The organism is Parerythrobacter lacustris, from assembly GCF_024626475.1.
In the GTDB taxonomy this organism is placed as follows: Bacteria; Pseudomonadota; Alphaproteobacteria; order Sphingomonadales; family Sphingomonadaceae; genus Parerythrobacter_A; species Parerythrobacter_A lacustris.
Map to the genome: position 1 here is coordinate 180,148 of NZ_JANKHH010000003.1, position 22,365 is coordinate 202,512.

The window sequence follows — 22,365 nt, forward strand, 5'->3', positions numbered from 1 at the left end:
CCCTTCCGTCTATCAGTGGGTCAGCGAGCGGCGCATCCGGTAGCGCCCATTGGCGAACTGCTCGAACAGTTCCGCTACGTTGGGGTGGTCGATCGGGCCGCCGTCGGGATCGGGCAGCAGGTTCTGTTGGCTCACATAAGCGACGTAAGAGCTGTCTTCGTTTTCGGCCAACAGATGGTAATAAGGCTGTTCACGTTCGGGCCGGATATGCTCGGGAATCGCGTCGTACCATTCCTCGCTGTTGGCGAAGACCGGGTCGATGTCGAACACAACCCCGCGAAAGTCGAACAAGCGGTGGCGCACAACATCCCCGATGCCGAAGCGCGCGCGGGCATGCATCGGCACTTCGATCGTGCGACCGGCCTGATGGGAAAAGAAGCGACTGCGTTCCATGACTTCGACAAATATAGCTGTTCGCAGGTGCAAAACAAGCGATCTGCCCCGATCGTCCCCGCTTCGCATGCCGAAGGGGCTTGGCAAGCGACGGGCCTTGGGCTAACCGCGCGCCTTCGACCGGCCCGGGCAAGGGCTGCACTTCGCGGAGAGGTGGCAGAGTGGTCGAATGCGCCGCACTCGAAATGCGGTATACGGGCAACCGTATCGAGGGTTCGAATCCCTCCCTCTCCGCCACACACCCCTAGCACTAGTCTCTGTTATCAGGACCGCGCCGCGAGCCCGCAGAACAGGCAGGTCTTATCAAAGCAATTGCACCGCTAGCAAATTGAACTGGGCAGGGTAGGGCTCGGCCATGCCTCGACCGAAGAAGCCTGCCAGCCCGTTCCGCTATTTCAATTTGTCACCCGAGATCATCCGCCTCGAGGTGATGGTGTACGGGCGCTTCCCGCTCAGCCTGCGGAACGTCGAAGACCTGCTGGCCGAGCGCGGGATCGACATCTGCCACGAGACCGTGCGGCTGTGGTGGAACAGGTTCGGTCCTCCGTTCGCAGCCGATGTTAGAAGGCAAAGGGTCAGCCGGATGAAGAGCTTCCGACAATGGAGGTGGCACCTCGACGAGGTGTACGTGAAGATCAATGGAGAGATGCACTACCTGTGACACGCAGTCGACCAGGAAGGCGAGGTACTCGAGAGCTACGTCACCAAGACCCGCGACAAGAAGGCAGCTCTCGCTTTCATGAAGAAGGCTCTTAAGCGCCACGGCCCGCCAGCGGAGATCACCACTGACGGCTTACGCTCCTACAAGGCAGCGATGAGTGAGTTAGGCAACACCGGCAAGCAGGAGGTGGGACGCTGGGCCAACAACCGGGTGGAGAACAGCCACCTCCCGTTCCGGCGGCGAGGGCGGGCGATGCTCCGGTTCCGACAGATGAAGTCGTTACAGAAGTTCGCCTCGGTCCATGCCAACGTCCACAACCACTTCAATCTTGTTCGCCACCTTACCAAAAGACAGACCTACAAGACCGCCCGCTCAGCCGCCCTGGCTGAGTGACAGAACCTGATGGCCCGAACCGAAGCTGGGCTGGGGGCAGTTTCGCCAATCGGAGACGAGTTGCGATTAGACTGACAGCTCGCAGTAGAGTCATTCAATGATGACGGATACCGTTCCAACCCCTTCGAAGCTGGCTGCGGACGACTGACCACCAGCGACTTCATGAACGCCGGTAATCGCTCCTGACGAAATCCACCAACCTGCCTGTGGAGCGATCCTGCGCTGGCGCAGATTATCCAGAAGGAATGCCACAGCGCCGAATGGGCCGTCCAACATTGTCGCAGTAGTGGCCTCGCCGACAAGTAAGCCGTCAATGTCGGTCGAAACGCCGATCTCGTCGAGATGGGGCCAAAGTTCGCGGGGGACGACAGGACCAAGGAGGAGCCCGGCATTGTTCCCGTGGTCGGATACCGTCACGCAAGGCCCATCCACATTGATTGCAGCATAAGGCGAGGATGCGACTTCGATGCCTATCCGGATCTCGTCGATCCACATCATCGCTTGCTGCGGGTTGGTGGGCAGTGATGCTGCGACCGGCGCAATCCGTAACATGAATTCCGCCTCGACTGCAGCGAATCCGCCGCCGAATACCTTGAACCGAGCCGGTGCGTCGCTGGCAGTGTGGACCAGATCGGCAAATACGGGCCCGGCCAACCGGTTGGTGCCCAAGATCGTGTCCATGGGAGGGTTGATCCTGCCAACCTTCCAGCCGCCGATTTCTCGGTTCCAGAGCGAAAGCGCGCAGTCCTGAATCTGATATGCGGTTTCGAGGTCCGTCGGGCGTTCGCCCGGATATCGGGCGATTGCAGCCCCGCTGCGACGCGCTTCGACAAAAGCATTCGCGATTTCGCGCGCCTCGACAGTCACCCTGATCCCTTCCCGATCCTCTTTTCGAGCCGGACTTTTACGAGATAGGAAACCGGTGTCAAAGTGTATTTTCCGTGGCCACTGCGAGGCCGCACCTATATGAATCCTTTCGGGGGATAGCGCATGACGATGTCGTTTCCGTCACACGGGGAGTGCTAGAGATCATTATGGCCAGTTCGAACAAGACGCCGACGATCAACGACGTGGCTCGCGCTGCCGGCGTGTCAAAGAAGACCGTCAGCCGCGTGATCAATCGCTCGGCGTTGCTCAAGCAGGATACCCGCAAGAAGGTCGAGGCGGTCATTGCTGAACTGGGTTATGTCCCCAATCCGCAGGCGCGAGCACTCGCGCTGCGGCGGAACTTTCTGCTCGGATTGCTGCATGACAACCCCAACGCGCAAACAGTGCTGAATTTCCAGGAAGGCGTGCTCGACGCAATTCGCGATACCGAGTTCGCGCTGGTTGTCCGTCCGGTGGATCGGCATTCGCCGAAAATGCTCGAAGATATCCGTCACTTTCTCGAGCAACAGCGTCTTTACGGTGTGCTGATTCTGCCGCCGATTTCCGAGAACGACGAATTGGCCGCGTTGTGCCGGGAGATGGGCTGCGGTTATGTCCGCATGGGTTCGGCCCCACTCGATGACGAGGAGCACATCGTCGCCTCGAATGATCGCGAGATGGTTGAAAGCGCGGTCGACTACCTTGTCGAATCGGGTCATCGCCGGATCGGAATCATCAAGGGTCCGGAGGGCTTCCGCTCGGCACTGGAACGCTCCGAGGGCTTCATGGCGGCGATGCGGAAGCATGGGCTGGCGGTCCCCGCAGAGCTCGTCGCGCAGGGAACTTACCGTTTCGAATCCGGGCTTGATGCCGCCGGTCAGCTGCTCGACCGCGAGCAGCGACCGACCGCCATTTTTTGCAGCAATGACGAAATGGCAGCGGGCGCGCTGCATGCCGCGCGCCAGCGCAAGGTCAGCGTCCCGGCGGACCTTTCCATCATTGGTTTCGACGATTCCCCGATAGCTGCTCATATCTGGCCACCGCTGACCACGGTCGGCTGGCCGATCCGCGAAATGGCGAAGGCCGCTGCTCTCAAACTCGTCGCGCCTGCTGACGAGCGCGCGCAGGATTACATCTTCCCCGCACGGCTGGTTCAACGCCAGTCGGTCGCGCCTCCCCCCGACAAATTCTGAACTGTACGGTTGAAAAGGGCATGCGAGTGGCGCTAAAGCAAAAATGACACCGGTTTCCAAACCGCAGACTTGCAGCTTGGACCGGACCATTCCAGACAGGCTCGAGCCGAGCCAGAGAAAGGCTATCCATGAAAGTCGCGCTGATTATCGAAAACAGCCAGGCTGCCAAGAGCAGCATCGTCCACGAAGCACTGACCAGCGTGGCCGAGCCACTCGGGCATGAGGTGTTCCACTACGGCATGTACACTGCGGAAGACGACGCTCAACTCACCTATGTCATGAACGGGCTGCTCGCGGGCATCCTGCTCAATTCGAAGGCTGCGGATTTCGTCATTACCGGTTGTGGAACCGGCATGGGTTCGATGCTGGCGTGCAATTCCATGCCCGGTGTCTTCTGCGGCCTGGTGATCGATCCGACCGATGCCTTCCTGTTCAGTCAGATCAACGACGGTAATTGCATGTCGATGCCCTATGCCAAGGGCTTCGGCTGGGCGGCCGAGCTCAATCTGCAGGATTGCTATCGCAAGATCCTCGAAAACGAGGGTGGCGCGGGCTACCCCAAGGAGCGGGCGGAGATCATGCGCACCAATCGCGGGATATTGAAGGACCTCAAGGCTGCAGCCTGTTACGATATGCTGACGGTGCTCAAGAATGTCGACCAGAACCTGCTGCGTTCGGCCATTGCGGGGGAGAGGTTTGCCGAATACTTCTATTCCAATTCGCAGGACGAGGCGATCAGCGCTTACCTGCGCAACCTCTGAGTCGAAACGGGGGCGGGCAAGATGGCAGGCAACCCATTCGACCTGGCCGGTCGCAAAGCGATGGTCACCGGTGCCAACACCGGTATCGGACAAGGCATCGCGGTGGCGCTGGCGCGAGCCGGGGCGGATCTCGCTCTGGTCGGGCGCAGTGCTGCCAGCGAAACACTGGCGCTGGTCGAGAGCGAAGGCCGCAAGGCGGTGCAGATCCGTGCCGACCTCTCATCCACCGCGCCGGTCGCCGATGTGGTGGCGCAGGCGGTCGAGGCGCTGGGGCGGATCGATATCCTCGTCAACAATGCGGGCATCATCCGACGTGAGGACGCGCTCGAATTTACGGAAGCGGACTGGGACGCGGTGATGGACACCAATCTCAAGGTGCTGTTTTTCCTCACCCAGGCGGTCGGGCGGCATATGGTCGATTGGGCCAGCCAGTCGGGCGACCGCGGCAAGATCGTCAATATCGCCTCGATGCTCACCTTCCAGGGCGGCATTCGCGTGCCAAGCTATACCGCGTCGAAAAGCGGGGTCGGGGGGCTGACCAAGCTGCTGGCCAACGAGTGGGCTACGAAGGGCATCAATGTGAACGCCATCGCCCCCGGCTACATCGCAACCAACAATACGGCGGCGCTGCAGGCCGACGAGACCCGCAACCGCCAGATCATGGAGCGCATTCCCGAAGGTCGCTGGGGTGATCCTTCCGACATCGGCGGGGCGGCTGTGTTCCTTTCCAGCAGGGCGGCGGATTACGTTCAGGGACACATCCTTGCCGTCGACGGCGGGTGGCTGGCGCGATGAGCGGGTGGGGCGACCCTGGGCCGGTCGTCTGTTTCGGCGAGATGCTGCTGCGGCTTTCGCCCCCTGCGGGCACGCCGCTGGCGCGGACCGATCATCTCGACCTCGTTGTAGGCGGGGCGGAGGCGAATGTTGCGGTCGCGCTGGCCGGACTTGGCCGACCGACGCGCATGCTGACGGTGCTGCCCGACAACCCGCTGGGGCGCCGTGCCATTGCTGCGCTCGGCGAGGCGGGGGTCGATACAAGCCATATCCTACAAGCGGCTGGCCGGCTGGGCATCTATTTCTTCGAGCCGCCCTCCGGCCCGATCGGCGGGCGTGTCACCTACGACCGGACGGGGAGTGCCTTCGTCCATGCCGGCCCACAGCAGCTCGATTTTGCCCGCACGCTGGCAGGCGCAGACCTGCTGCACATGTCAGGCATTACCCCAGCGCTTGGCCCGTCCGGTGTCAAGCTGGCCAGAGCCGCCATATCGGCCGCGCGCGATGCCGGTGTGCCCGTCTGCTTCGACGGCAACTACCGCGCCAATCTGTGGGATGCATGGGACTGTGACCCGCGCGCAGTTCTCAACGAACTGGTCAGCGAAGCGACGATCCTCATAGGCAACCACCGCGACATCTCGCTTCTGCTGGGGAAGAACTTTTCCGGCGATGGCCCCGACCGGCGGCGCGAGGCAGCCGAAGCCGCCTTCGAAGCCTTTCCGCAACTGCAACTGATTGCCTCGACCGCGCGCCACGTCGACAGCTCGACCGCGCAGCGGCTGGCCGGGCGGGTCGACCTGCGCGATAGCCACTGGCAGACCGACGAGGTACGGATCGACCCGGTGGTCGACCGGATCGGCACCGGCGACGCCTATGCTGCCGGGGTGCTGCTCCGCTGGCTTGAGGGTGGCAGCGCGCAGGAGATGGCCAAGACCGGGCTGGCGCTCGCGGTGATGAAGCATGGGGTTGCCGGGGACACGATCTGCGTGACCCGGGCAGAGCTGGAGGCGTTCGATCCCGCAGGGGCCGATGTCAGCCGCTGACGGTTTCAGCCGGCGGGCCGTCCTGGCAGGCGGTGTCGCGCTAGCCGCCGCCAGCAGCGCAAGGGCGATCACAATCTTCTCACCGGAAGTTCTGGCACCGGCTGGAAGAATCATCGGCTATTGGCCCGACCCTACGGTTCCGGTCGCGGGCTATCGCGGGATACGTTACGCGAGGGCCGATCGCTTTCGACCACCCGTCGCCGAGCCCCCCAGCGCCGAGCCGATCCTCGCCGGAGTGTTCGGCCCCGCGTCCCCGCAGCGCGGGGATGTCTACCTGCCGCAGAGCGAGGACTGCCTGTTCCTTAATGTGTGGCAGCCAAAGACGCGTGCAGAACCGCGCCCGGTGATGGTTTACATCCACGGTGGGGCCTATTCGACCGGCTCGGTCACCGATCCGGCCAACGACGGTGCAAGGCTGGCCCATCGCGGCGACGTCGTGGTAGTCACGGTCAACCATCGGCTCAATGCGCTGGGCTATCTCTACCTGCCCGACCGGTTTCCCGGCAGCGGCAACAACGGCCAGCTCGACCTCATCTGCGCGTTGCAATGGGTCCAGCGAAACATTGCGGCTTTTGGCGGCGATCCGGGCAATGTCACCGTGTTCGGACAATCCGGCGGCGGGGCGAAAATAGCCACGCTGATGGCCATGCCCGAGGCGGTAGGGTTGTTTCACAAGGCGATCACCATGAGCGGCCAGCAGGTGACCGCCAGCGGTCCGCTCAACGCCACCAAACGGGCGGAAGCTTTACAGGCGGAGCTGGGCGAGGGCATCGATCCTGAGACCGCGCCGGTCGATCGGCTTGTTGCGGCGCTCAGCGCCACCGATCCGATTCTGGGTGGCGGGGTCTATATGGGCCCGGTGCTCGACATGGTGCATTTGCACCGCCACCCGTTCTGGCCCGACGCACCGGCACAGTCGGCGCACATCCCGATGCTGCTCGGCAATACGGTGATGGAAACGCGCGCCTTCTATGCCGCGGACAAGCCGCCCATCGCAGGGCTCGAGATGAACAATCTGGCCGATCGGATTGCCCCGCAGATGCGGATCGATATCGAACCCAACTGGGTGGTCGGGCAGTTTCGCGCCCGCTATCCGGCCGCGCCGCCGCTGGAGCTGTTCCACCGCATCGTCACCGCTGCGCGCAGCTGGCGGGGACAGGTGGAAGAGGCGGAGGCGCGTGCCCTGTCGTCCGCCGCCGATCGGACGTGGGTCTATCAACTGGATTTCGAGGACGCGAAACACACTGACGACATCGCGCTGTCGTTCGGGACCATCCCTGATCCAACGCCTTCGCAGCAAGCAATGTCCGACACCGTGATGGACAGCTTCGTCCGATTCGCGCGCACGGGAAATCCGGGCTGGGCGACTTACGACCTGACGAGCCGCAACACGATGGTCTTCGACACGGTGAGCCGCGTCGACAGCGATCCGCGCCAATGGGAGCGCGAGCTGTTCGCCCGCGTGCCCTACATCCAGCCGGGTAGCTAGGCTGCGCTACTCGGCGGGCTTCGGCGCCACCGGGTAGGCGATGATGATCGAAAGCGGCTCGTCGCCGACCTGCCTAATCCCAACAACCGCCCCGTCGTAGAGATAGGCCGCCATGCCAGGCGTCAATTCGGCCTCGACACCGTCCGAAGTCACGATCCCGCGACCGGAGGTGACGTAGTAGACCTCGTCATGCGCGATCGGGTGTTCCCCGATGGCTGCACCGACATCGAGCACGCGGCGGCGGAACTCCATCGTTCGCGGTTGTGGCGCAGCATCGCTGATGCGGAATGCGGTAGACATGCCGATTGCGCCGTGCGGCGGTGCCTCGCGCACTTCGGTATCGACCTCGTCGATTACCACCATCGGCGGTGCCTGAACCAGCAGGAGGAGCGGCCAGAACATGCTATTTGTTCCCTGCCCGCATTTCGCGATCGCGCGGCGATAGATGTTCCTGAGCGCCCGGTTTCTGGCCGGGGTAAAGGCCTGCGCGCGGGGTCATCGTAGAGAGGTTCCAGTCCTTTTCGATGAAAGGAGCGGCGGTCGATTCAACGGCGGGATAGCCGCCAACTTCGCTCTCGTCATCGATGATCTCGCCCCGCCCTTCGGCAATGAAGAACAGGACGCGGATCTCCTCGCTGCCGCGATCCCATGGCCGCGCCCCGGCGGTGGCAAGCAGGGTGGTCTCGACCGAGTCGGACGGCAGAATGTCGTAACCGTTCAGATCCGCCAGCGGGGCTTCGGGTTCAATCAGCTTCGCACCGGTTTCGCCATAGCGCCCGAACAGGGGCAGCGGATTGCCGTGCAGGTCGACTGCGCGGTTGTCCCGGCCAAAAAAGGCGAGGTCACCGACGCCACCCAGCATCAGGAAAGGCAGGCCTTCATTGGTATCGTTGCCACCACGCATGACATTGCCGATAGCGGTGATCTCTCCGGTTACGGGCGTGTGTCCGGCCCATTCGAGGTCCATCAGGTTGTAATGCACGGCGCGGTGTTGCGGGTTGTAGATCAGGTTGTTGACCATCAGCACCTGCGCGCCGCCTTTCACCAGCGGGCTGCGCTCGACATTGTGCGCCCAGACATTTCGGTCGAACACGATACCGATGGCGTTGTCGTGGACCAGCGAACCTTTGGAATGTTCTCCCTTGGGGTGGCTCGAATCGGCGAGCCCCTCCGCCGCGAGGTTAAGGCGGAAAACGATGTCGCTGCTGGTGCCAGCACGCCATTCCTCCACCGTCTCACCGGTAAAGCGAGGGCCCGAGGCGGACATGTTCTCATCGATCGCCCACAGGAAGGTGCAGTTCTCCACCACCACGCGTTTGGCGGCGACCGTGGAAAAGGCATCGGCTTCCCACCCGCTGCGCTTCGCTTGCCCGTCTGCCCCGGTAATGACCCGCAGGTGCTGCAGCTTCACATCGTGGGTCTTCACGTCGATCCCGCCGCGCAGGATGGTGATGCCGGGGGAAGGGGCGGTCTGTCCGGCGATAGTGACATGCGGTTCGGTAATCGACAGACTTGAGCGCTCGAGATCGATCGCGCCGCCAACCTCGAATACGATCACGCGCGAGCCCCTCGCGGCTAGTGCCTCGGCGAGGCTGCCAGGACCGTCCTTGGCCAGCGTCGTGACCCGGATGATTTTCCCGCCGGCACCCCCTCGTGTTGGATCGACCGGATGGGCCCAGAGCTGTTGCGGGACAACAACAGTAAGCAGGAATACCCCTGCCATAAGGCTCATGAAACCGCGCATCACCGCTACTCTCCCGCTTTTCTGGCTAGGTTCTTGACAGATGGGGTCTACCATGGCAACCAATAATGACACCGGTTACCAAACCGGGGGTTTATTGGGAGTTCGGGTGTCTAGCGAAGGAAGCGCACAGCGATGTGCGCAACTCCTTTCTCCGAAAAAGACACCGGTGCCATTTGAGGGAGGATCTATGCAGACTCGTTTTTCCAGCCGGGCAAAGTCGGTCTTGCTGCTTGGTGCAGCGGCGGTCTTTGTTCCGCAATCGGCATTTGCGCAGGACGATGGAGCAGCCGAAGGGGCGGTCGCCAGCGATGAAATCGTCGTCTCAGGCTTCCGCGAGTCGCTCGACGCAGCGATTGCCCAGAAGCGGAACGCGAGCAGCCAGATCGATGTGATCGTGGCCGAAGACATCGCGAAGTTCCCCGACACCAACCTGGCGGAATCGCTCCAGCGGATTCCCGGCATCGCGCTGCAGAAGGATGCTGGCGAAGGTCGGCAGATCGTGGTGCGCGGACTCGGCGCGCAGTTCACCCGGGTACGGGTCAACGGGATGGAAGCCATCGCCACATCGACCGACGGGGCCAGCGCGAACCGTGACCGCGGGTTCGATTTCAACGTGTTCGCATCGGAACTGTTCAGCTCCATCGTCGTGCACAAGACCGCAACCGCCTCGCTCGATGAAGGTTCGCTTGGTGCTGTGGTCGATCTCAACACCGGAAATCCCCTGGCCTATGATCCGGGCCTGACCTTCGTGGGTTCGGCTCAGGCCCGCTATAACGACCTCTCGGACGATGTGGGTCCGCGCCTCGCTGGGCTGCTGGCCTGGACCAATCTCGACCAGACTTTCGGGGTCTCGGCCTCGCTCGCCTATTCGAAGTACGACACCTTCGAACTCGGCAACAATACGGTGCGCTGGGCACAGGGCGCGTTCCGATCGGTCAACGGGACGGCATGCTACACCGGCTCGACCTACATCCCGAGCGCGACCTGCAATCAGGTCGGACTCGCGTTCCACCCGCGAATTCCGCGCTATGGCCTCGTCGCGCACGATCGCGAGCGTTTGGGCGCGACCGGCTCGATCCAGTGGGCACCGAGTGACCGGACCAAGCTGTCGATCGACGGGCTCTATTCGAACTTCAAGGAAACCCGCGACGAGTTCTGGGGCGAAATCCTCGCCCGTTCGAACGAACGGACGATCGATCTCACCAATTTCACGATCGATGCGAACAACAACATCATCTCGGGCACGCTCAACAACGCATACCTGCGCACCGAGCGGTACTCGCGTGAGAGCGAAACCGAATTCTGGCAGATCTCGGCTTCGCTAGAGCAGTATATCACCGACACGCTCGGGGTTACGCTGCGAGCCGGCAAATCCCGCTCGGATGCAGACATTCCGGTCGAATCGACCATCGCATTCGATGACCGGATCAATGGCTACACTTTCGATTATTCCGACATGTCGAGCCCGGTGCTCAACTTCGGACCCGGCGGCGCGACAACACCGGCGCAGTTCGAATTGGCGGAATTCCGCGACCGGCCGTCGTTCCTGACCAACAAGTTCGAAACCGTCGGTCTCGATGCGGACTGGGAATTCTCCGATGGACTCTCGCTCGAAGGCGGGCTGATCTACCGCCGATACGATTTCGACAATGAAGGATTCAGCCGGGACAGCACCTTTTGCGCCGCCTTCACCTGCGCTCCGGGGCAGACCGGACTTCCGGTAACCGATGCGATTTCCGAGATTTTCAACCTTGGAGACGCAGGTCAGCCGGCGGGCAACTCCAATTCGTGGCTGGTGCCTTTGCTCGGGCCAGCTGCTCAGGCGGTCGGTCTCTACCAGCGAACCGCCAATCCGGTTGCGGGGGATAATCGCTCGGTCGTCGAAAAGACCAAGGGCGGTTATCTCCAGCTCAGTGCAGATGTTGATGTCGGCATCCGGATCACCGGCAATGTCGGCTTGCGCTATGTCGACACCGAACAGACTTCGACCGGCATCGCCAGCGGGGTCGAGGCGACCGTCGAGCGCAGCTATGACGATTGGCTGCCCTCGGGCAACATCAACCTGTTCCTGACCGACGACCTGGTGCTGCGCGGAGCGGTCGCCAAGGTGATGACCCGGCCGTCCTTAGGCAACCTCACACCTGGCGGGACGGTCGATCAGTTCAACTTCCGAATTACTTCCGGCAACCCGTTCCTCGATCCGTTCCGGGCGACGGCCTACGACGTAGCGCTGGAATACTACTTTGCGCCGGGTGCACTGGCTTCGGTCGCCCTGTTTGCCAAGGATATCGAAAGCTTCCCGCTGTCGAGCTCGTTCCAGGGTACTTTTGCCCAGAGCGGCCTCCCGACCTCGGTGCTGACTGCCGGTACGCCGCTGCACACGGCGATCGTCGGCGGCGGAAACCCGAGTGTTCCGATCGAGTTCCGTACCAACATCAACGGGCCGGGCGCGAACCTGAAAGGTGTCGAGTTCGCACTGCAACTGCCGTTCGATGTCTTCACCGAAGGCTTCTTCGGCAATTTCGGCCTGCTCGCGAACGTCACGCTGGTCGACAGCGATGTCGACTATACGCTGTCGACCCCGGCAACTGCACTCAACGGCAGCGGCAACCCCGTCGCCGGGCCTGCAACAGTGTTCTCGCGTCCGCTGCTCAACCTCGCCAAGAGTGCGGCGAATGGCACGCTGTACTACGAAGATGACAGGTTCTCTGCCCGTGTCTCGGTCGCCTATCGCGACAGCTATCTCGATAGCACCAGCGGCAATCTCAACATTTTCGAAGGCTACAGCGATACGATCAATGTCGACGCCTCGATCCGTTACAAGATCAACGACATGATCGAGCTTTCGCTCGAAGGGACCAACCTGACCGACGAATATCGCGAGCGTTTCGTCAACGATCCCAGCCCGCGTGGTTACGAGAACAACCACTTCGGTCGCGTGTTCATGGCGGGTGTCCGGGTCAAGATCTGACCCGGCACCGACTGTGAACTGGAATGGCCCGCACATGAGAAGTGATCGCAGAGCGATCCTCGGTGCGGGCCTTTTCGCAACCCTGTTCGGCGCGTCGCTCGGTCGCGCACAGACGGCTCCCCCGATGGCGAAAGGCGCTTCGCCGCCGGGCCTGCCGCAGCCTGTCGAAACCATCGACCTGTGGCCGCAAGGCGCTCCGGGCATGCCCGCAACACCGCCGGCCGAGCAGGTTACCGAACGCTCGGAGGATGCGCTTGTCACCGATCGTGCCGTGCTTGGGATCACCAAGCCGCGCATGGCTGTGTTCCAGCCTGACAGGCCCAACGGCGCAGCCGTCCTGCTGATTCCCGGCGGCGGATATCGCCATGTCGTGGTCGACAAGGAAGGCTACGAGATGGCGCGCTGGCTCACCGCGCGCGGCTTTACCGCCTTTGTCCTGTTCTACCGGCTGCCTTACGACGGCTGGGCGGCTGGCTCCGATCTCTGCCTGTCCGATGCGCAGCGCTCGATGCGGCTGATCCGCCATCGCCACGCCGAATTTGCAATCGATCCCGAGCGCGTGGCGGCCATGGGCTTTTCCGCCGGGGGCCATCTCTGTGCCGATCTCGCCACGCGATTTGCAGCCCGGACTTATACGCCGGTCGATGCCGCCGATAGTCTCAGCGCCAAGCCGGTCTGTGCTGCGCCGATCTATCCGGTGGTATCCATGACCTTGCCCGACGCACATCCCGGCTCGCGCGAGCGGCTGCTGGGCGCCAATCCGACTCCCGCGATGGAAGCGGCGCATTCGCCCGATCGCAACGTGCCCGGCGACGCGCCGCCCTTTTTCATCCTTCATGCCGAAGATGACGATGTCGTGCCGGTGCAAAACAGCCTGTTGCTGCGCGCTGCGCTGAAAGCAAAGGCAATCCGCGTCGAGATGCACCTGTTTGAACATGGCGGACACGGCTTTGGTCTGCGTAAGGCAGTGGGCAAGCCGGTGGAGGTCTGGCCCGACCTGTGGCGGGGATGGGCCCGTACTGCCGGTCTCGGATAATGCAAACCGACCGGCGATCTCTCATGGCCGGAGCGGGTGCGCTGGGTGCAGCGGCCCTTGTGCCTTCGCGAGCGGCAGCCTCCGGGCAGGTGCGCATGCCATCGAAAGTGCCGATGAATGCGCGCGGGTTCGACAACCAGCGTATTCCCGACCTTGGGGACGGAACCTTCCTCAACCCCGTCATCTCTGGCGACCGCCCGGACCCTGCAGTGCTGAAGGACGGGCTTGATTACTATGTCACTTTCTCGACCTTCGATGCCTATCCCGGCCTGACCATCTGGCATTCGCTCGATCTGGTGAACTGGCGGCCACTGAAGGCGGCGCTCCACCGCAACATCGGTTCGGTCTGGGCCCCCAGCCTGCACAAGGATGCCGGGCGCTACCTGCTCTACATCCCGGTCAAGGCGGAGGCCAAGAATGACATTTACGTCAGTTGGGCCGACACCATCGAGGGTCCGTGGAGCGATCCGATGGCGCTCGGGCTGCACAATCATATCGACCCGTGCCACGCGGTGGCCGAGGATGGCAGCAAATGGCTGTTCCTGTCGGGTGGGGACCGGGTGCGATTGAGCGACGACAACCTGTCTCTCGCGGGGCCGGTCGAGCATGTCTACGATCCATGGCGCTATCCGCTCGACTGGATCGTCGAGGGCTTTTCTCCTGAAGGGCCCAAGATCCACAATATCGGCGGCTGGTTCTACATGCTCACCGCCGTGGGCGGGACGGCCGGGCCGCCGACCGGGCACATGGTCATCGCCGCGCGCTCGCGCTCGCTTCACGGTCCTTGGGAGCATCATCCGGGCAACCCGATCGTGCGCACGACCTCGATCGACGAGGCGTGGTGGTCGCGCGGGCATGCATCGCTGGTTGAGGCGCCCGATGGCAGCTGGTGGTCGCTCTATCATGGTTACGAGAACGGCTTCTGGACGCTGGGGCGGCAATGCCTCCTCGACCCGGTGCGCTTCACGCCCGACGGCTGGTTTGACATGACTGGTGGCGACTTGTCGCAGCCCATCGCCAAGCCGCGCGGCGGCGAGCCGCAGGCGCATGGCATGGCGCTGACCGACGACTTTTCCGCCCCGCTGGCTTTGGGGAGCAAGTGGGCGTTCTTCCGCCCGTCAGTTGACGAGGCTCGGCGCGTGCGGACCGAAGGTGGCACGCTGTATTTCGTCGGGAAGGGCGAGGCCCCTTCGAGCGGCTCGCCGCTGCTGCTCACGGCCGGCGACCAGAGCTATATGTTCGAATGCGATATCGAGATCGCACCCGGGGGCAGGGCGGGATTGATCCTGTTCTACGACGACAGGCTCTATTGCGGCCTCGGCTTCGATGCCGAGCGTTTCGTTACCCATCAGTACGGCATCGAACGCGCCCGTCCGGCGAACCCCCATGGTGCCCGCATGCGGATACGGGTTACCAACCGTCAGCATATCGTCACCTATGACACCAGCGGTGACGGCGGGAAGACGTGGCTTCGCTTTGACCGCGGAATGGAAGTCTCGGGCTATCATCACAATGTACGCGGGGGCTTCCTGATGCTGCGTCCGGGCCTCTATGCTGCCGGGCCGGGCGAAGCGAAATTCCGCGATTTCCGCTTCACGGCGCTGGAAGACTGAACCTGGAGTGCATCGGCGAATGACAGCTTTCCCCCTATCGCGGCGCGGCCTCATCGCGGGCGGGCTGTCGCTCGGTGCGGCGGTTGTCTTGCCAGCGTGCAAGCCGATCATCTCCAACCTGTTTACCGGGGCCGACGCGCATCCGGCGGACTATCCCACAGTCCGCGCGGTCGAGTTCATGGGCCGCTATCTGGCGGACAAGACCGGCGGGCGGCTGGGGATCAAGGTCTTTGCCGGCGGGCAACTGGGCAACGAGACCGACACGCTGGAAATCACCAGCTTCGGCGGGATCGACTTCAACCGTGTCAACTTCGCCCCGCTCAATTCGGTCGAGCCGATGACGCTGCCGTTCTCGCTCCCCTTTGTGTTCGATGACGTCGATCACATGCGCCGGGTGGTCGACAGCGAAGTGGGCGACGAGGTTCTGGCGTCGATGGAACCGCACGGGCTGATCGGCCTCGCGATCTACGATTCGGGCGCGCGCAGCTTCTACAACGCCAAGCGCGCCATCACATCGCCGGCGGACATGAAGGGCCTGAAGATCCGCGTTCCGGCTTCTGATCTCTATGTCGCAATGGTCAATGCGCTAGGTGCCAACGCCGTGCCGATCCCCTTCGGCGAGATCTACCAGTCGCTGGCCCAAGGTGTCATCGACGGGGCTGAGAACAACTGGCCGACCTTCGTTGGTGAGCGGCACTACGAAGTCGCGACCTATTTCAGCCTGACCGGCCACCTGCTGACGCCCGAGGCACTGATGATGAGCAAGGTCAGCTGGGACAAGCTCACCGCTGCCGACCAGACGCTGGTGCGCGAGGCGGCCAAGGCATCCGTGCCGGAAATGCGCCGCTTGTGGGACCAGCGGGTCGAGGAAGCGAAGGCAACCATCGCTGCATCGAAGGTGAAGGTGAACGAGGTCGACAAGGCCCCCTTCGCTGCACTGATGCGCCCGGTGTGGGACCAGTTCATTACCTCGCCGCAGCAGAAATCCGTGGTCGAGCGCATTCTCGCCATGAGGGAGGCATGACCATGGCAAACACGATTTCGCGCTGGCTGATCGGCTTCGGCGCGGCCGGATTGCTTGCCATGACCGCGATCATCGCCTGGCAGGTGTTCGGGCGCTTCATCCTCGATTCCAGCCCGTCGTGGACGGAACAGGCATCCCTGATCCTGATGATCTGGTACGTCATGTTCGCCGCAGCCGCCGGGGTCCATGAAGGGTTCCATATCCGTATCGCGCTGTTGGAGGAGAAGCTCGGCAGCGAACGGGCGCGACCGGTGGTGCGGATCGTCGCGATCGTGGTCGCCGTGCTGGGCCTCGTGCTGATGGTCTACGGCGCACAGCTCTGCTGGCTGGTACGAGACAATGTCGTCCCCTCGCTGGGTGTCAGCCGCGCGGTCGCCTATTTCCCGCTCCCCATCGCAGGCCTGCTGATGGCGCTGTTCGCCTTGCCGCAGATCGTGAGCGGGAAGCATCCCGTCGAACCGCACGGCGAAGAGGAGATCGCGTAATGGAACTCCTCGTCCTGTTCGGTGTACTGTTCCTGCTGCTCGTGTTGGGTGTGCCGGTCGGCTATTCGTTGTTCGGCTCGGCGCTCGCTTGCTTCCTCGCTATGGGGATCCCGCCGATCGTCGCGGTGCAGCGCGTTGCGTCGGGGATCAGTGTCTTCACTCTGATGGCGATCCCATTCTTCATATTCGCCGGCGACCTGATGTACCGCGCCGGAATTGCCGAGCGGCTGGTCCGCGTCGCCGATGCTGCCGTCGGGCGAGTCAGGGGCGGGCTTGGCATCGTCGATGTCGGCGCGTCGATGATGTTCGGGGCGGTGTCGGGTTCGGCCATTGCCAGTGCCTCGGCTATCGGTTCGACCATGGTGCCGCTGATGAAGGACAAGGGCTATCCCGGCGACTACGCGGTGAACGTTACCGCGACCGCCGCGATCGTAGGCCTGCTGATCCCGCCGTCGCACAATATGATCATCTATTCTGCCGCATCGGGTATCGGGGTGTCGATCGGCGACCTGTTCCTGGCAGGCGTCATCCCGGGCCTGCTGACCGGTTTCATGCTGATGTTCGCCGCATGGATCGTGGCTCATCGCCGCAAGCTTCCGGTCGGCCGGTTCCCCGGCTGGCGCGAGTTCATCCGCGCCGCAGCCTTCGCGATCCCCGGCCTGATGACCGCGGTCATCATCATGGGCGGGATCCTGAGCGGCTTCTTCACCCCGACCGAAAGCTCGGCTGTGGCGGTGGTCTATACGCTGCTAGTCGGCACGCTGGTCTATCGCAGCCTCGGCTGGAAGGGCACGTGGGAGGCGGCGGGCAAATCGGTGCGTACGGCATCCATGGTGCTGTTCATCATTGCCGCCGCCACCGCCTTCGGTTTCGCGCTGGCGCTGCTCGAGGTTCCAGCCTCGCTGGGTGCGCTGATCGGGGTGATGACCGACAATCCGCTTCTGACCTTGCTGATCATCAACCTGATGCTGCTGGCGCTCGGGACCTTCATGGACATGGCTCCGTTGATCGTCATCACCACGCCGATCTTCCTGCCGGTAGCGATGGGCGTCGGAGTCGACCCGGTCCATTTCGGGATCATCATGATGCTCAACCTCGGGATCGGGTTGGTGACGCCCCCGGTCGGATCGGTGCTGTTCGTCGGCTCGGCGGTCGGCAAGATTCCGGTCACCACGCTGGTGAAGACCATCTGGCCATTCTATCTGACGCTGATTGCGGCGCTGCTGCTGATCACTTATGTTCCTGTGCTGTCACTGTGGCTGCCGGGGGTGATGGGTGGGCAATAAAGCCTAAAGCGTCACCCCGCGCTTCCACAGGGAGATGACTCTCTGCCCGTTGCGCTCGGCGGATGTCGATTCGCCACTGGCGACCGCAAGCAGGTAATCGGCGAAGGCATCGCTGACGGTGTCCGCACCTTCGGAAAGAGTTCGGCCGGCGTCGAAGTCGATCCACCCGGCCTTGGCCTGTGCCAGCGCAGAGTTCGACGCAACCTTGACCGTGGGCACGGGGAAGCCGAGCGGAGTTCCGCGCCCGGTGGTGAAGAGGATCATCGTCGCCCCGGCGGCTGCCAGCGCGGTCGAGGACACCGCATCATTGCCTGGTGCTTCGAGCAGGGTAACGCCCGGCTTATGCGCAATCCCGCCATAGTCGATCACATCCATCAGCGGAGCCTTGCCCGCCTTCTGCACCGCGCCGAGCGACTTTTCCTCCAGCGTGGTGATCCCTCCCGCAATATTGCCGGGTGACGGATTCTCGGAAACGGGCTGGCCATGGTCAAGGAAGTAGCGCTTGAATCGGTTGAGCAGCTTGCCTGCCGCATCGAACACCTCGGGCGAGGTGGCACGGCCCAGCAGGGCGTCCTCCGCCCCGAAAATCTCCGGGATTTCGGTCAGTATCAGCCTGCCGTCGCTTGCCGCGACGCGATCGCTGAAGCGACCCAGCAGCGGATTGGCGGTCAGCCCCGAGAATGCGTCCGAACCACCGCATTTGAGGCCTACGACGAGCGCAGACGCGGGCGCGGTCTCACGTTCGAGCAGGGCAAGCTCGCCCACCAGTTCATCGACCAGCGCAAGGGCGCGTTCCATCTCGTCACCCGGCTCCTGCGCCCGCATGATCCGGAGTTTGGAACGGCTGCGTTCCGGAACCATCGCGACAAGATCGTCGAGCTGGTTGGATTCGCACCCGAGCCCGACCAGCACCACGCCCCCTGCATTAGGGTTGTCGCACAGTGCCGCCAGCGCAGCACGCGTGCCGGCGAGATCGTCTCCCAGCTGCGAACAGCCATGCGGATGGCCGAAGCCGACAATCGCGTCGATCTTGCCTGCGTGCTTCAGCTGCGCTTCGCGCGCGACCATCTCCACCAGCGGCGCGACACAGCCGACGGTCGGCAAAAGCCAGATTTCGTTGCGTGTGGCGTAGCGCCCGTCGGCTCGCCGGTAGCCGCGCCATGAAGTTAACGGGGAGGCTCTGCTCTCCGCCTCGGTCAGGTGCACCTCCCCATAATGTCTTTCGCCAAGCAGCGCGGTGGCGAGATTATGCGAATGAACGTGCGCACCGGTCCGCACCGCTTGCGTGGTCAGGCCGATCTGTTCGCCATAGCGCAGCACTGGTTCGCCACGCCGATGATCGATCAACGCGAATTTGTGGCCCTTCGGTATGTCGTCGAGCAATACCGTCCGCCGCCCGGCAATGCTGACCCCTTGTCCGCGCGCCAGAGGCTCGAGTGCGATCGCCACCGTATCGTCTGCATGGCATAGCCAACATCTTGCGCTGCCTTCGCTGCTGCTCGCTTCCACATCCATCATTGCGTCTGCTTCCTGCGCATTGGCGAGGTTGATTTGATAGTAAGACTGTGCAATTTCCAGCCGTTGACACCGGTTACCATAACTCTCGATTGGCGGCAAACAGGCACTGCGCTTGCCAGCCGTTCCGTCATGGGAAAGCTGATCCATGCCAAGGCCCCTCCACCTCGATCCCGACCGCCTGCTGCCCGCCGACCCGAGAACGCGCGACATCGCCCGCGCGCTCTATGCCGATGTGGCCGGGCTGCCGATCATCAGCCCGCATGGCCATACCGACCCCGAATGGTTCGCCACCGATGCGCCGTTCGGCAATGCTGCCGAACTGCTGTTGGTGCCCGACCATTACCTGTTCCGTATGCTCTATTCGCAAGGCGTGCGGTTGGAGAGCCTTGGCATCGGCGGTCCACCGGTCGATCCGCGCGCGGCATGGCGCATACTGGCGGAAAATTTCCATCTGTTTCGCGGCACACCGAGCCGGATGTGGCTCGACTGGGTCTTCTCGGAAGCCTTCGGCATGGACGTGGCGCTGGATGGCGAGACGGCGGAAATCTATTTCGACACGATCACCGAGGCGCTCCAGCGTGACGAGTTTCGCCCACGGGCCCTGTTCGACCGCTATGGTATCGAGCTGCTGGCAACGACGGAGAGCCCCCTCGATTGCCTTGAGCATCACCGCACGATTCGCGAGAGTGGGTGGCAGGGCAGGGTGGTCACCGCCTATCGCCCTGACCCGGTGGTCGATCCCGATTTCGAGGGATTCGCGCAGAACCTGGAGTCCTTCTCCGAGCTGACCTGCGAGGACTGCCTGAGCTGGCAAGGCTACCTTGCAGCACATCGCAAGAGGCGAGGCTTCTTTGCCGCGATGGGCGCGACCTCGACCGACCATGGGCACCCGAGTGCAGCAACCGCCAACCTCTCTGTGTCAGAGGCCGAGGCGCTGTTCGACCGGGTTAAGCACGGCAATGCCAGCGCGGCAGACGCGGAGCTGTTTCGCGCCCAGATGCTGACCGAGATGGCGGGAATGAGCCTCGAAGACGGGCTCGTGATGCAAGTCCACCCCGGCTCATTCCGCAACCACAACCGTCAGCTGTTCGAGACCTTCGGGCGCGACAAGGGCGCGGATATCCCGACCCGCACCGATTATGTCCATGCCCTGCGGCCACTGCTCGAAAAATACGGCAATGAGACCGATCTCTCGATCATCCTCTTCACCCTCGACGAAAGCAGCTACGCACGTGAGCTGGCGCCGCTGGCGGGGCATTATCCTTGCCTCAAGCTCGGTCCCGCGTGGTGGTTCCACGACAGCCCCGAAGGCATGCGCCGCTTCCGCCTGATGACGACCGAGACCGCTGGCTTCTACAACACGGTCGGCTTTAACGACGATACCCGTGCTTTCCTCTCGATCCCGGCCCGGCATGATGTCGCACGCCGGATCGATTGCGGGTTCCTCGCGCAGCTGGTGGCCGAGGGGCGGATGGAGGATTGGGAAGCGGCGGAGACCGCGCGCGACCTGACCTACAATCTCGTCAAGCAGGCATATCGTCTGTGAGGCTGTGCGCGGCAACCGCAGACAGCCTTCCTCCTTCTGTCGCTCGCGGCGACTATGACCGAGAGGGACCAGCCATCGGCATCGTCCACTTCGGGATTGGGGCCTTCCACCGCGCGCATCAGGCCTGGTACACCGATCAAGCTTTGTCAGCGGGGGAGTGCGACTGGCTGATCTGCGGCGTCTCGCTGCGGTCACGATCGGTTGCGGAGCAGCTCAACCCACAGGACGGACTCTACACCTTGACCGAGCGCAGCGGCGACGAGGCTTCGACGCGCTTGATCGGTTCCGTGCGTGAAGTGTTGTTTGCGCCGGACCATAGCGCGCAAATTGTCGCGCGGATTGCCGATCCCGCCTGCCACATCGTCAGCTTCACCGTGACCGAGAAGGGCTACGCCAGAGGGGAAGGCGAGCGACTCGACCTACAGAGGGCGCGGGCGAGCTTCTATCCCTTGCTCGCCCGCAGTCTTGCCATGCGGCGTGACGCGGGTCTGCCCGGAGTGACCCTGCTACCGTGCGACAACCTCGCGAACAATGGCAAGGTCCTCGGCGAATTGATGCGCCAGTGGCTCGCGGCGGAGGACCCTCTACTGGGCGAATGGTTCAGCCGCGAATGCCGCGTCCCGTCGTCCATGATCGATCGCATCGTCCCGCGCACCGGAACGGATGACCTCGACCTCCTGCATAGCCGCATCGGCATGGAGGATGCCGGCGCGGTTTTCACCGAGCGCTTCAGCCAATGGGTCATCGAAGACGACTTCGCCGGGCCGCGACCTGCATGGGAACGGCACGGCGCACAACTGGTCGGCGATGTCGCGCCCTATGAGACAGCCAAGCTCCGCATGCTCAATGGTGCGCATTCCCTGCTGGCCTATTGCGGCCTCCGGGCAGGGAATGAATTCGTTCACGAGGCCATCGCCGATCCGGATCTGCGAAGACTTACCGACCGGTTGATGCGCGAAGAGGCTCTGCCGACAATCGACGCGGCTGCGGGGCAAGACCTGAATGACTATGCCGATGACCTGATCGCCCGCTTTGCCGACCCTGCCCTGCGCCATCGCCTTGCGCAGATCGCTATGGACGGGACTCAGAAACTCCCGCAGCGCTGGCTAGACACCGCGCTCAGCCTGCAACAGCGTGGCATGGAATTCGCTGCCATCCGTTCGGGCTTCGAAGCCTGGTTATGGCATATCGACGATGGCCGCTTTGTTGACGATCCTCTCGGCGAAGAACTGAGGAGATTGATGAAGCTGGGAGGTCCTGATCAGGTTGTGGCAAAATGCCTGGACTCGGACGCTTCCAGTCAGGCCCTGTGGCCGCATTATCGAAGCCTTTTGCCTGCATTGCGTCAGGCCCATTTCAACCGCTAGAGCTATGCGCGCGCTCTCCTCGACTCACCGTTGCATTGCGGCCCTTCTGGTCACCCCCGAGCAGCAACTTGTCGACAAACACTTTTAAATGTCCGCTCGCTCAACCGCACTGGCTCAGCGGCACATCTACTTGGTCTGAGCTCGCAGTAGTTGGAAAGAGATTGCTCCGCCGATCGAGACCAGTGACGATTGGACTTTCAG

Annotated in this window: 18 protein-coding genes, 1 tRNA gene and 1 pseudogene; 15 read left to right on the forward strand and 5 right to left on the reverse strand. The window is 62.9% G+C overall.

What is annotated here, in order from left to right; translation table 11 throughout:
* Positions 1–12: 12 nt before the first annotated feature.
* Complete coding sequence (hspQ, locus tag NSO95_RS04280) at positions 13–393, reverse strand: heat shock protein HspQ (protein WP_257594922.1); 381 nt, start codon at positions 391–393, stop codon at positions 13–15.
* Between the two features lie 147 nt (positions 394–540).
* Between hspQ and NSO95_RS04285 the strand changes: the two genes are divergently transcribed.
* Together NSO95_RS04285 and NSO95_RS04290 are read left to right on the forward strand one after the other, a co-directional pair.
* A tRNA-Ser gene (locus NSO95_RS04285) sits at positions 541–630 on the forward strand.
* Positions 631–748: 118 nt separating this feature from the next.
* A pseudogene (locus NSO95_RS04290) lies at positions 749–1,447 on the forward strand (IS6 family transposase).
* 90 nt (positions 1,448–1,537) lie between these two features.
* On the opposite strand, the gene NSO95_RS04295 reads toward NSO95_RS04290, so the two are convergent.
* The gene (locus NSO95_RS04295) at positions 1,538–2,314 is read right to left on the reverse strand and encodes a 2-keto-4-pentenoate hydratase (RefSeq protein ID WP_257594923.1); all 777 of its coding nucleotides are present in this window, start codon (positions 2,312–2,314) and stop codon (positions 1,538–1,540) included.
* Between the two features lie 167 nt (positions 2,315–2,481).
* Here NSO95_RS04295 and NSO95_RS04300 point away from each other — a divergent pair, with 167 nt between their 5' ends.
* The 5 genes from NSO95_RS04300 (at position 2,482) to NSO95_RS04320 (ending at position 7,574) form a co-directional block, all read left to right on the forward strand.
* Complete coding sequence (locus tag NSO95_RS04300) at positions 2,482–3,507, forward strand: LacI family DNA-binding transcriptional regulator (protein WP_257594925.1); 1,026 nt, start codon at positions 2,482–2,484, stop codon at positions 3,505–3,507.
* Between the two features lie 128 nt (positions 3,508–3,635).
* The gene (locus tag NSO95_RS04305; RefSeq protein WP_257594926.1) at positions 3,636–4,268 is read left to right on the forward strand and encodes an RpiB/LacA/LacB family sugar-phosphate isomerase; all 633 of its coding nucleotides are present in this window, start codon (positions 3,636–3,638) and stop codon (positions 4,266–4,268) included.
* Between the two features lie 21 nt (positions 4,269–4,289).
* Positions 4,290–5,063, forward strand: coding sequence for a 2-dehydro-3-deoxy-D-gluconate 5-dehydrogenase KduD (kduD, locus tag NSO95_RS04310; RefSeq protein WP_257594927.1), 774 nt, complete (start codon positions 4,290–4,292; stop codon positions 5,061–5,063).
* A complete protein-coding gene (locus NSO95_RS04315) occupies positions 5,060–6,085 on the forward strand; it encodes a sugar kinase (RefSeq protein ID WP_257594928.1) in 1,026 nt (341 codons plus the stop codon). The genes kduD and NSO95_RS04315 overlap by 4 nt, the downstream gene beginning before the upstream one ends.
* The gene (locus NSO95_RS04320; protein ID WP_257594929.1) at positions 6,072–7,574 is read left to right on the forward strand and encodes a carboxylesterase/lipase family protein; all 1,503 of its coding nucleotides are present in this window, start codon (positions 6,072–6,074) and stop codon (positions 7,572–7,574) included. Before NSO95_RS04315 ends, NSO95_RS04320 begins: the two co-directional genes overlap by 14 nt.
* Before the next feature lie 6 nt (positions 7,575–7,580).
* Here the strand turns inward: NSO95_RS04320 and NSO95_RS04325 are convergent, their stop codons facing one another.
* Positions 7,581–7,976, reverse strand: coding sequence for a cupin domain-containing protein (locus NSO95_RS04325; protein ID WP_257594930.1), 396 nt, complete (start codon positions 7,974–7,976; stop codon positions 7,581–7,583).
* Position 7,977: 1 nt separating this feature from the next.
* Positions 7,978–9,297, reverse strand: coding sequence for a pectate lyase (locus tag NSO95_RS04330; protein WP_257595359.1), 1,320 nt, complete (start codon positions 9,295–9,297; stop codon positions 7,978–7,980).
* Between the two features lie 208 nt (positions 9,298–9,505).
* Between NSO95_RS04330 and NSO95_RS04335 the strand changes: the two genes are divergently transcribed.
* The 6 genes from NSO95_RS04335 to NSO95_RS04360 are packed head-to-tail and all read left to right on the forward strand — an operon-like array spanning position 9,506 to position 17,733.
* A complete protein-coding gene (locus NSO95_RS04335; RefSeq protein ID WP_257594931.1) occupies positions 9,506–12,289 on the forward strand; it encodes a TonB-dependent receptor in 2,784 nt (927 codons plus the stop codon).
* A 34-nt stretch (positions 12,290–12,323) separates the two neighbouring features.
* On the forward strand, positions 12,324–13,325 hold the full coding sequence (locus NSO95_RS04340) for an alpha/beta hydrolase (RefSeq protein WP_257594932.1): 1,002 nt from the start codon (positions 12,324–12,326) through the stop codon (positions 13,323–13,325).
* Entirely contained in the window at positions 13,325–14,938 is a 1,614-nt protein-coding gene (locus tag NSO95_RS04345) for a family 43 glycosylhydrolase (RefSeq protein WP_257594933.1), read from the forward strand. Before NSO95_RS04340 ends, NSO95_RS04345 begins: the two co-directional genes overlap by 1 nt.
* Before the next feature lie 19 nt (positions 14,939–14,957).
* Positions 14,958–15,962 carry a TRAP transporter substrate-binding protein gene (locus NSO95_RS04350; protein ID WP_257594934.1) on the forward strand — a complete coding sequence of 335 codons (1,005 nt, stop codon included), beginning with the start codon at positions 14,958–14,960 and terminating at the stop codon, positions 15,960–15,962.
* Positions 15,959–16,447, forward strand: coding sequence for a TRAP transporter small permease (locus NSO95_RS04355; RefSeq protein WP_257594935.1), 489 nt, complete (start codon positions 15,959–15,961; stop codon positions 16,445–16,447). Before NSO95_RS04350 ends, NSO95_RS04355 begins: the two co-directional genes overlap by 4 nt.
* Entirely contained in the window at positions 16,447–17,733 is a 1,287-nt protein-coding gene (locus NSO95_RS04360) for a TRAP transporter large permease (RefSeq protein ID WP_257594936.1), read from the forward strand. The genes NSO95_RS04355 and NSO95_RS04360 overlap by 1 nt, the downstream gene beginning before the upstream one ends.
* A 3-nt stretch (positions 17,734–17,736) precedes the next feature.
* Here the strand turns inward: NSO95_RS04360 and NSO95_RS04365 are convergent, their stop codons facing one another.
* Positions 17,737–19,398: a UxaA family hydrolase gene (locus tag NSO95_RS04365; RefSeq protein ID WP_257594938.1), complete on the reverse strand. Its 1,662-nt coding sequence runs from the start codon at positions 19,396–19,398 to the stop codon at positions 17,737–17,739.
* On the opposite strand from NSO95_RS04365, the gene uxaC reads away from it, so the two are divergent.
* Both uxaC and NSO95_RS04375 read left to right on the forward strand, forming a co-directional pair.
* Positions 19,397–20,797, forward strand: a complete 1,401-nt coding sequence (gene uxaC / locus NSO95_RS04370; RefSeq protein WP_257594939.1) for a glucuronate isomerase — start codon at positions 19,397–19,399, stop codon at positions 20,795–20,797. The genes NSO95_RS04365 and uxaC overlap by 2 nt on opposite strands.
* Positions 20,794–22,164, forward strand: a complete 1,371-nt coding sequence (locus NSO95_RS04375; protein WP_257594940.1) for a mannitol dehydrogenase family protein — start codon at positions 20,794–20,796, stop codon at positions 22,162–22,164. Before uxaC ends, NSO95_RS04375 begins: the two co-directional genes overlap by 4 nt.
* Positions 22,165–22,365: the final 201 nt, after the last annotated feature.

Coding starts and splice junctions, on each gene's coding strand:
- hspQ (WP_257594922.1), bottom strand. CDS start 393: ATGGAACGCAGTCGCTTCTTTTCCCATCAGGCCGGTCGCACGATCGAA.
- NSO95_RS04300 (WP_257594925.1), top strand. CDS start 2,482: ATGGCCAGTTCGAACAAGACGCCGACGATCAACGACGTGGCTCGCGCT.
- NSO95_RS04305 (WP_257594926.1), top strand. CDS start 3,636: ATGAAAGTCGCGCTGATTATCGAAAACAGCCAGGCTGCCAAGAGCAGC.
- kduD (WP_257594927.1), top strand. CDS start 4,290: ATGGCAGGCAACCCATTCGACCTGGCCGGTCGCAAAGCGATGGTCACC.
- NSO95_RS04315 (WP_257594928.1), top strand. CDS start 5,060: ATGAGCGGGTGGGGCGACCCTGGGCCGGTCGTCTGTTTCGGCGAGATG.
- NSO95_RS04320 (WP_257594929.1), top strand. CDS start 6,072: ATGTCAGCCGCTGACGGTTTCAGCCGGCGGGCCGTCCTGGCAGGCGGT.
- NSO95_RS04325 (WP_257594930.1), bottom strand. CDS start 7,976: ATGTTCTGGCCGCTCCTCCTGCTGGTTCAGGCACCGCCGATGGTGGTA.
- NSO95_RS04330 (WP_257595359.1), bottom strand. CDS start 9,297: ATGGCAGGGGTATTCCTGCTTACTGTTGTTGTCCCGCAACAGCTCTGG.
- NSO95_RS04335 (WP_257594931.1), top strand. CDS start 9,506: ATGCAGACTCGTTTTTCCAGCCGGGCAAAGTCGGTCTTGCTGCTTGGT.
- NSO95_RS04340 (WP_257594932.1), top strand. CDS start 12,324: ATGAGAAGTGATCGCAGAGCGATCCTCGGTGCGGGCCTTTTCGCAACC.
- NSO95_RS04345 (WP_257594933.1), top strand. CDS start 13,325: ATGCAAACCGACCGGCGATCTCTCATGGCCGGAGCGGGTGCGCTGGGT.
- NSO95_RS04350 (WP_257594934.1), top strand. CDS start 14,958: ATGACAGCTTTCCCCCTATCGCGGCGCGGCCTCATCGCGGGCGGGCTG.
- NSO95_RS04355 (WP_257594935.1), top strand. CDS start 15,959: ATGACCATGGCAAACACGATTTCGCGCTGGCTGATCGGCTTCGGCGCG.
- NSO95_RS04360 (WP_257594936.1), top strand. CDS start 16,447: ATGGAACTCCTCGTCCTGTTCGGTGTACTGTTCCTGCTGCTCGTGTTG.
- uxaC (WP_257594939.1), top strand. CDS start 19,397: ATGCCAAGGCCCCTCCACCTCGATCCCGACCGCCTGCTGCCCGCCGAC.
- NSO95_RS04365 (WP_257594938.1), bottom strand. CDS start 19,398: ATGGATCAGCTTTCCCATGACGGAACGGCTGGCAAGCGCAGTGCCTGT.